General features: G+C 68.0%; 14 protein-coding genes and 2 tRNA genes. All 16 read right to left on the bottom strand.

Annotated features, from left to right (window positions below; genetic code table 11):
• Positions 1-93 precede the first annotated feature (93 nt).
• Complete coding sequence (locus tag HMPREF9058_RS08285) at positions 94-942, bottom strand: GyrI-like domain-containing protein (RefSeq protein ID WP_009406916.1); 849 nt, start codon at positions 940-942, stop codon at positions 94-96.
• A complete protein-coding gene (locus HMPREF9058_RS08280) occupies positions 939-1,397 on the bottom strand; it encodes a GyrI-like domain-containing protein (RefSeq protein ID WP_175284712.1) in 459 nt (152 codons plus the stop codon). The genes HMPREF9058_RS08285 and HMPREF9058_RS08280 overlap by 4 nt, the downstream gene beginning before the upstream one ends.
• A gap of 56 nt (positions 1,398-1,453) precedes the next feature.
• The gene (locus HMPREF9058_RS08275; protein WP_043538010.1) at positions 1,454-2,425 is read right to left on the bottom strand and encodes a zinc-binding dehydrogenase; all 972 of its coding nucleotides are present in this window, start codon (positions 2,423-2,425) and stop codon (positions 1,454-1,456) included.
• 136 nt (positions 2,426-2,561) lie between these two features.
• Positions 2,562-3,062, bottom strand: coding sequence for a MarR family winged helix-turn-helix transcriptional regulator (locus HMPREF9058_RS08270; protein WP_009406751.1), 501 nt, complete (start codon positions 3,060-3,062; stop codon positions 2,562-2,564).
• A 1-nt stretch (position 3,063) separates the two neighbouring features.
• A complete protein-coding gene (locus HMPREF9058_RS08265) occupies positions 3,064-3,267 on the bottom strand; it encodes a helix-turn-helix transcriptional regulator (protein ID WP_043538049.1) in 204 nt (67 codons plus the stop codon).
• Positions 3,264-3,653: a hypothetical protein gene (locus HMPREF9058_RS08260; RefSeq protein ID WP_009406918.1), complete on the bottom strand. Its 390-nt coding sequence runs from the start codon at positions 3,651-3,653 to the stop codon at positions 3,264-3,266. Before HMPREF9058_RS08260 ends, HMPREF9058_RS08265 begins: the two co-directional genes overlap by 4 nt.
• A gap of 110 nt (positions 3,654-3,763) precedes the next feature.
• On the bottom strand, positions 3,764-4,282 hold the full coding sequence (locus HMPREF9058_RS08255) for an HXXEE domain-containing protein (RefSeq protein WP_043538048.1): 519 nt from the start codon (positions 4,280-4,282) through the stop codon (positions 3,764-3,766).
• A 97-nt stretch (positions 4,283-4,379) separates the two neighbouring features.
• Positions 4,380-4,455, bottom strand: a tRNA-Ala gene (locus tag HMPREF9058_RS08250).
• A gap of 32 nt (positions 4,456-4,487) precedes the next feature.
• Positions 4,488-4,622 carry a DLW-39 family protein gene (locus tag HMPREF9058_RS13670; protein ID WP_009396342.1) on the bottom strand — a complete coding sequence of 45 codons (135 nt, stop codon included), beginning with the start codon at positions 4,620-4,622 and terminating at the stop codon, positions 4,488-4,490.
• A 30-nt stretch (positions 4,623-4,652) separates the two neighbouring features.
• Positions 4,653-4,726 (bottom strand) — tRNA-Ile (locus HMPREF9058_RS08245).
• A gap of 49 nt (positions 4,727-4,775) precedes the next feature.
• Positions 4,776-5,273 (bottom strand): DUF3566 domain-containing protein, encoded by a 498-nt coding sequence (locus HMPREF9058_RS08240; protein WP_009406776.1) that lies wholly within the window; start codon positions 5,271-5,273, stop codon positions 4,776-4,778.
• Complete coding sequence (gene gyrA, locus HMPREF9058_RS08235) at positions 5,270-7,951, bottom strand: DNA gyrase subunit A (protein WP_009406726.1); 2,682 nt, start codon at positions 7,949-7,951, stop codon at positions 5,270-5,272. Before gyrA ends, HMPREF9058_RS08240 begins: the two co-directional genes overlap by 4 nt.
• A gap of 68 nt (positions 7,952-8,019) precedes the next feature.
• Entirely contained in the window at positions 8,020-10,047 is a 2,028-nt protein-coding gene (gene gyrB / locus HMPREF9058_RS08230; protein WP_009406855.1) for a DNA topoisomerase (ATP-hydrolyzing) subunit B, read from the bottom strand.
• A gap of 326 nt (positions 10,048-10,373) precedes the next feature.
• On the bottom strand, positions 10,374-11,051 hold the full coding sequence (locus HMPREF9058_RS08225; protein ID WP_009406885.1) for a DciA family protein: 678 nt from the start codon (positions 11,049-11,051) through the stop codon (positions 10,374-10,376).
• On the bottom strand, positions 11,044-12,261 hold the full coding sequence (gene recF / locus HMPREF9058_RS08220) for a DNA replication/repair protein RecF (RefSeq protein ID WP_009406875.1): 1,218 nt from the start codon (positions 12,259-12,261) through the stop codon (positions 11,044-11,046). Before recF ends, HMPREF9058_RS08225 begins: the two co-directional genes overlap by 8 nt.
• A 13-nt stretch (positions 12,262-12,274) precedes the next feature.
• Positions 12,275-13,405 (bottom strand): DNA polymerase III subunit beta, encoded by a 1,131-nt coding sequence (dnaN, locus tag HMPREF9058_RS08215; protein WP_003788502.1) that lies wholly within the window; start codon positions 13,403-13,405, stop codon positions 12,275-12,277.
• Positions 13,406-13,672: the final 267 nt, after the last annotated feature.

The raw sequence follows: 13,672 nt of genomic DNA, 5'->3' as shown, positions 1-13,672 counted from the left end.
TCATGACCTGAGCGAACCATCGGGACGCACGTGATGGGCGGTAGACACCTCGGTGTCTGCCGCCCATCTGCGTGAACCATCAGTTCAGATACCTCACAGGAGTGGCAGGAGAATGTCGGTGACGGCGTCGACAGGTGGAGTGGTCGCCGGGTCAGTGAGGTACTCCTCGATGATCGGATGGTCTCGCGGCTCCTCGCCCGAGCTCGGCAGCCACTGACCGTAGAGCCACCGGTAGGCGGCATGCATCGACGAGTACGGGCCGATGTAACGCATGATCGCGTACCGTCCGTCCGGCACCATCCTCTCAGCAAGGCCGTGGGGAATCTTCATACCGGGGTCGACGACGGTTCCAGCCGCCGAGCGCAGATCAGCTGCGGGAACGGCGTCGGGATCGTCCTCATAGATGGCAACCATCAGACTCCCGGAGCCCACACGGTCTCTGACTCGGCTGAAGGCCCGGCCGATATCCATATAGGAACCACGGTGCTCGGATACGGCAAGTCGATAGCCGCGGCGAGTCTCCACGCGCACCGCCCACGCCGGGTCCTGACTCACCGACGACGTCGATCCCGAACCACAACTCGTCACTGGTGAGTCGATCGATGCCGAGCGTCCACCGATGCGGAATCGGCTGGGAGTCGTCCTATAGGCGCGGAGAAAGGCTCGACTGAACACTTCGGTGCCGGTGAACCCGGCTTTCCAGGCGATCCGTTCCACCGGCCACGAGGTCTCAGTGAGCATGGCGGCAGCCCGCTCCAGACGGAGACGGCGTACGGTCTGAGCGGCCGTCTCCCCGCGCACCGCCCGGTAGATGCGGTGCCAGTGATAGCGGGAGAACCCGGAGACGTGAGCGAGGATCTCCAAGCTGAGGTCGTCGTCAAGATGCGTATAGATGTAGTCGGTGACAACGTCGAGCTGGCGTTGGTACTGCTCAGCCCTCATGTGTCCGAAAGGACCCCGATGGACAGATGAATCGAGCCGTCCGGAGCGTAGTACTCGTAGTCGGCACGATAGTCACGGGCCAGGTCCTCGCGGGCCCAGACATCCACCCACGCGTCATAGACACTCTCCGGCCGAGCATCAGGCAGCGTGACGATCTCGTGAGTAGAGGCCGGGACCGTCACAGTCACCTGGCCAGAGGGAACCGAACCTCCAGCCTCGATGCGCCTACCGATGACGAGGGTGTAGACACCGTCGACATCGTCGCCGGGAGTCTCGTAGTCGGTGTAGACCGCATAGATACCGGGGCCGACCCCGGGCTTCTCGGGTGCGAGGAGCCCGACGTCGGCAGCGGCCCGCCAGTGAGGAGGAATGGTTCGGGCCGCCTCTCGGTTCGACGTCCGAAGAGGCAGGCCAACAACGTCGAAGGAGCCGATCGTTTCTCTCATGCGCTCCATAATGCCCGTATGGCGCCCAGAGCTCACTGACGAATCTTGCGGACCTGGACGGGTCGTCAGTCCTTCGAGTGGGTCAGGACGATCTTGCCGGTGGTGGTTCCCGCGCGCACCGCGGCAACGGCCTGCGCGGCCTCTTGAATCGGAAGCCGGTCGGTAACGTGGACACGGAGCTCTCCGGAGGCCACGAGCTCCACCGCGCGCCTCAGGTGGCCTCCGACGAGCGCCGGGTTCGCCTGGCTGAAGGCCCCGAGGTTGAAGCCGATGACGCCAATGCCCCGCAGCCACAGCGACGTGGTACTCACCTGCTGGTCCTCCGCCTGGGAAGCGTCCCCCAGAGCCAGGAGCCGTCCGCCCGTACGCAGCAGGTCCAGGCTGCGCAGCCTGGCCGGGCCGGCCACCGGGTCGGCGACGACGTCGAACTGGGCGGGTTCAGCCTCGGAGAGGTCCTCAGTCAACCAGGCCTCGTCATAGCCCAGGTCCAGGATCTCCTGGCGCTTGGCCTCGCTGCGGGTGACGCCGACGACGCGGCCCGCGCCAAGCAGTCGAGCCACCTGGCCCATCTGCGAGCCGAGGCCACCGGCGGCGGCATGGACCAGCACGCTCTCGCCGCGGCGCAGGTGGGCGATCTCCTCCAGGGCGACGAGCGCCGTCGTCGAGTTGGCCGGAACTGCGGCGGCCAGGACCGGATCGAGTCCCGCGGGGAGTGGCACGACGAGCTCCGCGGGGGCTACGGCGACCTGCCCGTAGCCACCACCCCCGGTGATGGTCAGCGCGACGACGGCATCCCCGACCCGGTAGCCATCCACACCATCTCCAAGAGCACGGACTCGGCCACTCACCTCCAGCCCGGGGGTCCAGGGCAGGTCGATAGGCACGAGTCCTTCTGTGAAGAGCGCCTCGACGTAGCCGACGCCGGCATGGTCCACATCCACGGCGATCTGACCCGGTCCGGGCTCAGGAGTGGGGGCCTCCTGGTACCGCAGCCCGGACGCCGGGCCAGCGAAGCTGACGATCTGCATGGCCTTCATGAGCAACACCTTCCTGTATCAGTCATCAACACAGTATCAGATATCTGATACACGACACCGAGCAGCCCCGTTGCGATTCGCTGAGCCAGTGGTGATCGTGGGCCCGAGACAGCAGTGATCGTCGATGTCTCGGCCGCTACTCGGCAATGAAGTCGTCGCGCAGGAGGGAGGTGACGCGCCTGAGCATATCGGTGAGCTGCTGACGCTCCTTGGCGGTGAAGGACTCGGCCATACGCTGCTCGATGCGGCGTGCAACCTTGTCGGCGCGCAGTAGCAGGGCCTCACCCTCGGTCGTGAGCGAGGCGATGAGGACCTTGGCGTGGTCGGAGGAGGGGTGACGGATGACGAGTCGTTTCTGCTCCAGCTTGGCGATGACGGTAGCCATCGTCTGCGGAGTGACTGCGGCAGCCCTGGCCAGCTGGGCCGAGGACTGCTCGGGCACGTAGTACAGGGAGAGCATGGCCGCGTACTGAGCCACGGTGAGGCCAAAGCCTCTGAGGGCCTCGGTCTTGGCGGCCATCATGGCCTGCTCGGCCGACTTGATGTGCAGGCCGAGCCGCACCCCGGTGTCCTCGACGAGCTCGCGACGTCCTCGCCTCGGGGGCGGAATGTCAACGGAGCGGCTCACGGCGTTCATCCTAAGAGGCCTCATCATCGGGGAAGAAGATCTCCTCGATGGTCAGGCCGAAGACGCGAGCAATGGTGAAGGCCAGGGGTAGGGAGGGGTCATAGCGCCCGGCTTCCAAAGCGTTGACCGTCTGGCGGGAGACCCCCAGCTCCTCGGCGAGCCTGGCCTGAGTCCAGCTGCGCTGGGCGCGCAGGACCTTAAGTGCGTTCCTCACCGGTACCGCCAGGTGGACCACAGCATCCCGACACCGAAGAACAGAGCCCACGCACCGCCGACCCAGATGAGACTGACGCGAGGAGCCCCTACCTCTTCCAACAAGCTGTAGGCGATCGATGTGATGACTGTCCCCGCTGTGGAAACAACAAGCGCTTCCATCACCTTGCGCGCCTGCATCTCATCCGCCTCGCGCACTAAGCGCATCATCGCCCACGCACAGATGAGGACACCAACCATGGGAAGCAGTGCCAAGGCGAATCGCCATGGGTCACCTTCCATGGATCGCGCCCATCTCAGGCCGACCAGAACTCCGACGGAGTAAAGAACGGCGCCGACAGTGAATCGGATGGAGTAGGCGATACCTACCTTGCGCTCGATAGTCATGGCTGCCTTCCGTCAATGGAGACAAAGAATCGGCTCAGTTACTGGTGATCGACCAGATCAATCCTGACCACAACACACATGATAAAAAGACCTTCACCCTCGAGTCAAGGTTACTTTCCATCTCGACGACGTTCCCTCGACCGCCCCGTCGTCATCAGGTAGGCACTGCCCAGGGCCGTGCCGGCGATGACCGGGAAGGCGGGGATCAGCCATCGGTGGGAACGCACCTCGACCCCATGAGCTCGCAGCGTCCGCTTCGCGAAGATCCAGAAGGGCAGGACGACCGGCAGCGCCGTCGCCACCCCCGGGGTGTAGCGCCGGGCCATGGCCGCTGAGCCCAGGTGGCTGAAGGTGTGCATGCCGTAGCCGTAGAGCGCGGCCTGGTAGACGGGCGAGCGTCCACGGGTGCGGTAGCCGTCAATGGAGGCAACAGCCATGAGGACACCCATGAGACCGATCCCCAGGTAGACGTGCTCACGCGAGCAGCCGTGACGTCGGATGTCCTCGGGCAGGAAGGGAACCTTGTCGAAAAGCGGGTGTGTCCAGCCGGGCATCGTGGCCAGCTCCTCGAGGTCATGCGCCAGCCATGAGAAGAACAGTCCTCCGGTCGCCAGTGACACCGGATCCATCACGGTCACCTCCGGCACACATTGTACCGACGAGAGAATCCCCGAGGCGGACCACCATCATGGCCCATCTCGGGGAGCGGGGAGTATGAGAAATCAGTGGTGGAGCCAACGGGACTCGAACCCGTAACCCCCTGCTTGCAAAGCAGGTGCGCTACCAATTGCGCCATGGCCCCTCGGGGAGGATGCTCACCGGTTCCGTCAGCTGCTAGTCAACGGGGTCGGTGACCTCGGCCCACGCGGCCCGCTCCATACGGGCCGCCTCGAACCTGAGCCATGCGGCATAACCCGCAGCGGCCAGGAACGAAAAGACCGCGGCTGATACGACTGCACGGTTCCTCATGAAACCTCCTCATCGTCTCACCGCGGACGGTGGGCCTAGCTGGACTCGAACCAGCGACCTCATCCTTATCAGGGATGCGCTCTAACCAACTGAGCTATAGGCCCTTGCGACCGGAGAAGATTAACCTGTCCGGCTATCGCAGACCAAATCCGATCACTCGTCCGCAAGCGTGAGATGGATCCCACCGACGAGGGTAGCGGTGATGTTGTAGAGAAAGGCGCCCAGCGTGGTCAGGGCGGTCATCAGCACGATATCCACCACGGCGACAATCGTGGAGACGGCCAGGGCCCGCGGCAGCTCGAGGTAGGCCACGATCGCGGAGAACGTGTTGGAGCGCTCACCGGCGACCGTCTTGACGAGCTCCTCGATGGTGGAGAACACATGCATGGCGTCGAGCATGAACCACACGACCGCCGTGGCGACGATGAGCATGATGCCCGCGGCGAAGCTGAGCAGGAAGCTCGCCTTCATCACTGACCAGGGGTCGACTCGGGTCAGGGCCAGACGCACGCGGCGCGGCCCGGCGATGGTCTTCTTGCTCTTCTTGCTCTTGCCGCCCGACGCGCTGCCGGAGGCATCCGCGCCACCCACAATGGATGCGGCACCTGCGGACTGCCTACCGTCAGGGGACATGGAAACCGGCTGGCTCATGCTTCGACCTCACTCTCGTTGTCTTCCAACGCTACCGTGTCCGCCGCTGAGTCCGCAGGAGAGTCGCCAGTGTCACCTTCCGGGGCCTGGAGAGCCTGGGCCTGGTCGGTGGAGTCCGCAGAGTCGGCACTCGGGGCGCTATCGGCGGCATCGACCGCCTCCTCCATGTCCCGTTCAGTGTTGCGGGCCACCGCGATGATGCGGTCTCCGGCGTCGGGCTTGGCGAAAGTCACGCCCTGCGTGGTCCGGCCAGTGCGCGAGACCTCGACGACGGCGGAGCGGACTACCTTGCCCGAGGCCATGATGCACAGGACCTCGTCCCCGGAGTCGGTCACCAGGGCGCCCACGAGGTTGCCTCGGGCCTCGACGAGGTTGGCGACCTTGACGCCCAGGCCGCCACGGCCCTTGACGGGGTAGTCGACGACGTTGGTGCGCTTGGCGTAGCCGCCCTCGGTGACGACGAACAGATCCGCGTCCTGCCAGGAGGGGTCGACGACGTCCATGGCCAGCAGGTAGTCATCCTCACGGAAGCGCATACCGGTGACGCCGCTGGTGGCCCGGCCCGTGGGCCGCAGGGTGTCGTCATCGGCGTGGAAGCGCAGCGACTGGCCGGCGCGGGAGACCAGCAGGAGGTCCTGCCCGCTGCTCAGGAGGCGGGCGGAGACGAGCTCGTCGTAGTTGCCCTCCTCGTCCTGGCGCAGGTTGATGGCGATGACGCCGCCGGAGCGGTTGGAGTTGTACTCGCTCAGGCGGGTCTTCTTCACCAGGCCGCGGCGGGTGGCCAGGACCAGGTAGTCGGCCTGGTCGTAGTCCTGGAGCTCCATGACCTGGGCGATCTCCTCGCCGGGCTGGAAGGCCAGGAGGTTGGCCACGTGCTGGCCCTTGGAGTCGCGCCCGCCCTCGGGCAGCTCGTAGCCCTTGGCGCGGTAGACGCGGCCGTAGTTGGTGAAGAACAGCAGCCAGCGGTGCGTCGTGGTGACGAAGAAGTGGTCGACGACGTCGTCCTCGCGCAGCGTGGCCCCACGGATGCCCTTGCCGCCGCGGTGCTGGGAGCGGTAGGAGTCGGTGCGGGTGCGCTTGGCGTAGCCGGAGCGGGTGATGGTGACAACCACGTCCTCCTCGGGGATGAGGTCCTCCATGCTCATCTCGCCGTCGAAGGGCACGATCCGGGTGCGGCGCTCGTCGCCGTACTTCTCGACGATCTCGGCCAGCTCGTCGGAGACGATGCCCCGCTGGCGCTCCGGGGAGGCGATGATCTCGCGCAGGTCCTTGACCCGGGCGCGCAGCTCCTCGGACTCCTCCTGGATCTTGAGGCGTTCCAGGGCGGCCAGACGGCGCAGCTGGAGGGAGAGGATGGCCTCGGCCTGGGCCTCGTCGACGTCCAGCAGGCCCATGAGGCCAGTGCGGGCCTCCTCGGTGGTGGGCGAGCGCCGGATGAGGGCGATGACGGCGTCGAGGGCGTCGATGGCCTTGAGCAGGCCCTCGAGGATGTGGAGGCGCTCCTCGGCCTTGCGCAGGCGGAAGCGGGAGCGGCGCACGATGACATCGATCTGGTGGGCGACCCAGTGGCGCACGAAGCCGTCCAGGCTCAGGGTGCGCGGCACCCCGTCGACCAGGGCGAGCATGTTGGCCGGGAAGTTGTCTTGGAGCTGAGTGCGCTTGTAGAGGTTGTTGAGAACCACCTTGGCGACGGCGTCGCGCTTGAGGACGATGACCAGTCGCTGACCGGTGCGCCCGGAGGTCTCGTCACGGATGTCGGCGATGCCGGTGACCTGGCCGTCGCGCACGAGCTGGGCGATCTTGTCGGCCAGGTTGTCGGGGTTGACCTGGTAGGGCAGCTCAGTGACCACCAGGCACTGGCGGCCCTGGATCTCCTCGACGTTGACCACGGCCCGCTGGGTGATGGATCCGCGGCCGGTACGGTAGGCGTCCTCGATGCCCCGCCGGCCCAGGATCGTGGCGCCGGTGGGGAAGTCGGGTCCGGGGATCCGCTCGATGAGGGCGTCGAGCAGCTCCTCGCGCGAGGCGTCGGGGTGCTCGAGGTACCACTGGGCTCCGCGGGCGACCTCGCGCAGGTTGTGCGGCGGGATGCGGGTGGCCATGCCGACGGCGATGCCCTCGGAGCCGTTGACCAGGAGGTTGGGGAACCTCGACGGCAGGATGACCGGCTCCTGGTTGCGTCCGTCGTAGTTGTCCTGGAAGTCGACGCTGTCCTCATCGATGTCCCGGAGCATCTCCATGGCCAGGGGCGCCATCTTGCACTCGGTGTACCGGGGAGCGGCGGGCCCCAGGTTACCGGGGGTGCCGAAGTTCCCCTGGCCGGCCACCAGCGGGTAGCGCAGCGACCACCACTGGACCAGGCGGGCCAGGGCGTCGTAGATGGCGCTGTCGCCGTGGGGGTGGTAGGTCCCCATGACGTCGCCGACGATGCGCGAGGACTTGGAGAAGGAGGCGGTGGGGCGGTAGCCGCCGTCGTACATGGCGTACAGGACGCGGCGGTGGACCGGCTTGAGCCCGTCGCGCACGTCGGGCAGGGCCCGGCCCACGATGACGCTCATCGCGTAGTCGAGGTAGGAGCGCTGCATCTCCATCTGGAGGTCGACCGGCTGGATGCGCTCGGGGACGGGTGCGTTCGTCGCTCCCTCGTCGCCGATGATCTCTTCAACTTCGTCGCTCACAGGATTCCTTCGTGTTCAGAGGAGGTCGCCGGCAGCGGGCCGGCGCTTCACGTGTGGCTCGGTACCGCTCAGATGTCCAGGAAGCGGACGTCGGAGGCGTTGCGCTGGATGAAGGAGCGCCGCTGCTCGACGTCGTCGCCCATGAGGATCGCGAAGGTCTCGTCGGCGTCGGCCGCCTCATCGAGCGTGACCTGCTTGAGGATCCGGGTGGTGGGGTCCATGGTCGTCTCCCACAGCTCGTGGTCGTTCATCTCGCCCAGACCCTTGTAGCGCTGGATTCCGCCGTCCTTGGGGAGGCGGCGGCCCTTCTCCTGTCCGGCGGCCAGGAGCTTGTCGCGCTCGGCGTCGGAGTAGGCGAACTCGTGCTCGGCGTTGGACCACTTGAGCCGGTAGAGCGGCGGCATGGCGATGTAGGTGTGGCCGTGCTCGATGAGGGGCCGCATGTAGCGGAACAGGAGGGTCAGCAGGAGGGTGGCGATGTGCTGGCCGTCGACGTCGGCGTCGGCCATGATGACGATCTTGCCGTAGCGCAGCTTGGCGATGTCGAAGTCCTCGCCGATTCCGGTGCCGAAGGCGGTGATGAGGCTGCGGATCGTGTCGGAGGACAGGGCCCGGTCCAGGCGCGCCTTCTCCACGTTGAGGATCTTGCCGCGGATCGGCATGATCGCCTGGTGCTCGGGGTCGCGGCCGCCGACGGCGGAGCCACCGGCGGAGTCTCCCTCAACGATGAAGATCTCGGAGTCCGCGGCGTTCTTCGAGGAGCAGTCGCGCAGCTTGCCGGGCATGGAGGCCGACTCCAGGACGCCCTTGCGGCGGGTGGCCTCGCGGGCCTTGCGGGCGGCCAGGCGCGCGGCGGCGGCCTGGGAGGCCTTGGTGATGATGGCGCGGGCGTCACCGGGGTGGGAGTCCAGCCAGTCGCCGAGCTGGGCGTAAACCGTCTGCTGGACAAAGGTGCGCGCCTCGGTGTTGCCGAGCTTGGTCTTGGTCTGGCCCTCGAACTGCGGCTCGGAGAGCTTGACGGAGATGACGGCGGTCAGCCCCTCACGGATGTCGTCACCGGTGAGGTTGTCGTCGCGCTCCTTGAGCAGGCCCTTGTCCCGGGCGTACTTGTTGACCAGGGTGGTCAGGGCCGTGCGGAAGCCCTCCTCGTGGGTGCCGCCCTCGGTGGTGTTGATCGTATTGGCGTAGGTGTGGACCGACTCCGAGTAGGCGCTGGTCCACTGCATGGCGATCTCCAGGCTGATGGAGTGGTTCTCGCCCAGGGACTGCTCGGCCTCGAAGTCGATGATCTCGGGGTGGATGAGCTCGGCCTTCTTGGACTTGTTGAGGAAGGCGACGTAGTCGCGCAGGCCGTGCTCATAGCAGTAGGAGTCGGTGCGGAAGCCGACCTCGGGGGCGTCGGGGGCGGAGTCGTCCCCGGCGATCTCGTCGCCGGCGTCCTGGACGCCGAGACGCTCGTCGGTCAGGGTGATGCGCAGGCCCTTGTTGAGGAAAGCCATCTGCTGGAAGCGACGGCGCAGCGTCTCGTAGTCGAAGTCGACCGTCTCGAAGATGGTCGGGTCCGGGTAGAAGGTCTGGGTGGTGCCGGTGGAGTCGGTGGCCTCGCCCTTGACGAGCTCGGTGATGGGGCGGCCGCCGTCGGCGAAGGACATGCGCCACACGAAGCCCTGCCGGCGGACCTCGGTGTCCACCCGGGTGGACAGGGCGTTGACCACGGAGATGCCCACGCCGTGCAGACCGCCGGAGACGGCGTAGCCGCCGCCCCCGAACTTGCCGCCGGCGTGCAGGATCGTCATGACGACCTCGACGGTGGGCTTGTGCTCGGTGGGGTGCTCGTCGACCGGGATGCCGCGGCCGTTGTCGCTGACGCGCACGCCGCCGTCGGCCAGGATGGTGACCTCGATGTGGTCGCAGTAGCCGGCCAGGGCCTCGTCGACGGAGTTGTCGACGACCTCGTAGACGAGGTGGTGCAGGCCCCGCTCACCGGTGGAACCGATGTACATGCCGGGGCGCTTCCGGACCGCTTCGAGCCCTTCGAGGACGGTGATGTCCGAGGCTCCGTAATCGTGATTCACAGTGGCGTCCTGGTCAGACACGTGTCAGTTGCTCCTCAATCTGTGCGCATCGGGACCTCAGTGGTCCGATGTCTCCGTCCGGCCCCTTCACACGACGATCCTGAGGAGGATCGTGCGCACACGTAGGTGGGTACATCAGGACGGTCCTGGGCGCACCTTGGGCGGTTTCACCGCATTCTAGCGTAGATGGGCCCGTGAACCGCGGCACCGTGAGCAGCTGGGGGCGTGCCCGTGGTCACCTCTGTCTCGCCTGGATCACCGCATCGCCCGATGCCTGGCGCCCGCTCCGTGTCTTTGCGACGACGACGGCTGCGGCCGGCACGTTGCCAATGATACCTGCGCTGCCACTATCCGTAGGTATCGCGCGGACCACGGGTGCCGCGCAGGCCGACTCCGCGGCGCTTCCAGGTCGGGCCGGCCGGCCCCAGGATCCGCAGCTCCACCCCGTCGCCAGTGCTGATCCCTCCGGCCTGGCGGCCGCCGGGACCCGAGCGCAGGGCCTCGACGATCCTGGCCTCGATGGTGGGCTGGAGGAGCCGCAGCTGCTGGGCCCAGCTCGAGGACGAGGCGCGCAGGGTGATGCGACCGGCGTCGAAGGACTCGATGGTGCAGTGCTCGGCGACCTGATCGCCCACGATGGCCCGCCACCGGGCGACGACCCCGGCCACCGCGAGCTTTCCCGCCCAGCCGTTGTCGGCCACCATGCGGCGCAGCTCGCGCTGTCCGGTGCGGGGGTCGAAGGGGGTGGGGCCGGGCCGGTCGCGTCCCCGCGCCAGTCCGGGGCCGCGGTCGGCTGGGTCGTCGGGATTCTGTCCCAGGGCCCGGGCCAGCTCGCGGCGCTGGTCCCAGGGCGCCGCCGGCTGTGCGTCCTTGACCCCGGAACCGCCGGCCGGCTCGCGCAGCCGGCGGGCCGGCACGCGGCTGTCACCCTTCTCCCAGGCCTGGGCGCGCTGGCGGGTCAGGGCCCGCTGGGCCAGGACGTCGGGCAGCGGGCCGTCGCCGGTGGGCACGGAGGGCTCAGCCACGGGTGACCTCACCGTCGGCCACGCGATACCTGGCGCCGGCGAGCTCGGCGGGGACGTCGTCGTCGACGGCGGCGGTCAGCAGGACCTGCTGGGCGCCGGCGACCATCTGGGCCAGGGCGCGGCGGCGCTGCTCGTCCAGGGAGGCGAAGACGTCGTCGAGGATGAGGACCGGCTCGCCGTCCCCACCATAGGCGTCGACGTCGGTGCGCAGCATGTCATAGGAGGCCAGGCGCAGCGCCAGGGCCAAGGACCACTGCTCCCCGTGGGAGGCGAATCCACGGGCGGGCAGACCGGTGAGGAACAGACTCAGGTCGTCGCGGTGCGCCCCGACGAGGTTGGCGCCGCGGTCGATCTCGCGGGCGTGGAGCTCACCCATGGCGCTCTCCAGGCGCGCGGCCAGGGCGGTCTCATCAAGGAGCATCTCCTCGCCGGCGAGCCAGGCCGTCTCGTCGTGGGGGTCGGGCTCCGGGACTCCCTCGTGAGTCAGCAGGCTGGAGCGATAGGCGATCTGGGCGCGGGAACGCTGCCCGGAGGTCCCCGAGACGGTCTCGTAGGCGGAGGCCACCCAGGGGCGCAGGCGCCGCACGACGTCGACCCGGGCGGCGATGAGCCGGGCGGCCGCCGCGGCGAGCTGGGCATCCCAGACCTCCAGGGTGGAGAGCATGGAGGAGGTCGAGGAGCGGGCCGCGCGCGCGGACTTCAGGAGGCTGGCGCGCTGGGCGAGGATCTTGTCGTGCTCGGCGCGCACCCCGGCCAGGCCCGGGCGCAGCGTGACCGCCAGGTCGTCGAGGAAGCCCCGGCGGACCCCGGGCTCGGCGCGCACCAGGGAGAGATCCTCGGGGGCGAAGACGACCGCGCGCAGCACCCCGAGCAGGTCGCGGGGCCGGCAGCCGCCCCGGTTGAGGCGGGCCCGGTTCGCCTTGCCGGCGATGATCTCGATCTCCAGGACGCTGGGTCTTTCCCCGTGGACGGCGCGGGCGCGCACGACGGCGCCGGCCGGCTGGGCCTGCCCCGGTGCCGCCCGTCGGACGAGGGCGGTGTCCGCGCCGATCCGGTGGGAGGAGAGGGTCGCCAGGTAGACGATGGCCTCGACCAGGTTGGTCTTGCCCTGCCCGTTGGAGCCGACGAAGGCGCTGGGGCCCGGCTCCAGGGACAGCACCAGGCTGCGGTAGGAGCGGAAGTCGTCCAGGGAGAGGTCAGAGACGTACATGCCCCGTCGGGTCTCAGGCCCCGAAGCGGATCGGCATGAGCAGGTAGCGGAAGGAGGAGTCCTCGGTGCCCCCGATGGAGTCCATGCCGGTGAGCACCGCGGGCTTCGAGGCGTGGGTGAAGTCGAGGCGGACGTAGGGCTGGTTGAGGGCGCCCAGGCCGTCGAGGAGGTAGCCGGGGTTGAAGGCGGTGGAGATGTCATCGCCCTCGAGGTGGGCGACGAGCTGCTCGGTGGCCTGGGCGTCGTCGCCCTGTCCGGCGTCGAGCTCCAGGTTGCCCTGGGTGAAGGACATGTGGATGGGGGTGGAGCGGTCCGCGACGAGACTGACGCGGCGCACGGCGGCCATGAGCTCGTCGGTGCCCACGGTGGCGTGGATCGAGGTGGACTCCGGGAAGAGGCGGCGCACCGGCGGGTAGTCGCCGTCGGTGAGCAGGGAGGTGGTGCGCCGGCCGCCGGCCTCGAAGCCGATGAGGCTGGAGGCGGCCGACTCGCTGCTGAGGGCCACGGTCACGTCTCCGGAAGAGGTCAGGGACTTGGCGACGTCGGAGAGAGTGCGGGCCTTGAGCAGGGCCGTGGTGGACAGCTCGGTGTTGGACGGCGACCAGGTCAGCTCCCGCATGGCCAGGCGGTAGCGGTCGGTGGCCATGAGGACCAACGAGCTGCCCTCGACCTCGATCTGGACACTGGTGAGCAGCGGCAGGGTGTCGTCGCGGGAGGCGGCGATGGAGACCTGGCCGACGGCGCGGGCCAGGTCGTGGGCGTCGATCGTGCCGGCGACGGCGGGCATGACCGGCAGCGCCGGGTAGTCGTCGGCGGCCATGGCCGCCAGGGAGAAGCGGGCCGATCCGCAGGAGACGGCGACCTTGTTGCCCTCGACCTCCAGGTCGACGGGCTTGTTCGGCAGCGCCTTGGCGATATCGGCCAGGAGGCGTCCAGAGACGAGGACGACGCCGTCCTCCTCGACATCGGCGGCCACCTCGCAGTGGGCGGAGACCTCATAGTCGAAGGAGGCCAGGACGAGGCTGGAGCCCTTGGCCTCCAGCCTGACTCCGGCGAGCACGGGTACCGGCGGGCGGGCGGGCACGGATCGTGCAGTCCAGGTGACGGCTTCAGCGAGGATGTCTCGGTCAACCCTGAGCTTCACGGTAGGTGCCTCCGTCAATCGTGGTCGGTCGGCCGGTAGGCGTCGTGGCACTACTGAGCCGAGAAAAATACGTGGTGCCGGCAGGTCGCCGGCGGACAGTCGTCATGGGAACGGCGTCGCTGGGAACGCAGTCCTGGGTCGAGAGTGTAGACGGTAGTCCGTGGGAGCCACCCTGTCACCAGCGATCACCCATGCTCATCCCATGAGCCTCTCCGAATGACAAGCGCCCGGGGCCTGGTCCGGTCCCGTTGGCCGATCGTGCTTCGC

The sequence above is a fragment of the Actinomyces sp. oral taxon 175 str. F0384 genome (assembly GCF_000223355.1).
GTDB classification, from domain to species: Bacteria; Actinomycetota; Actinomycetes; order Actinomycetales; family Actinomycetaceae; genus Actinomyces; species Actinomyces oris.
This window is presented reverse-complemented; position numbering and strand designations above follow the sequence as displayed.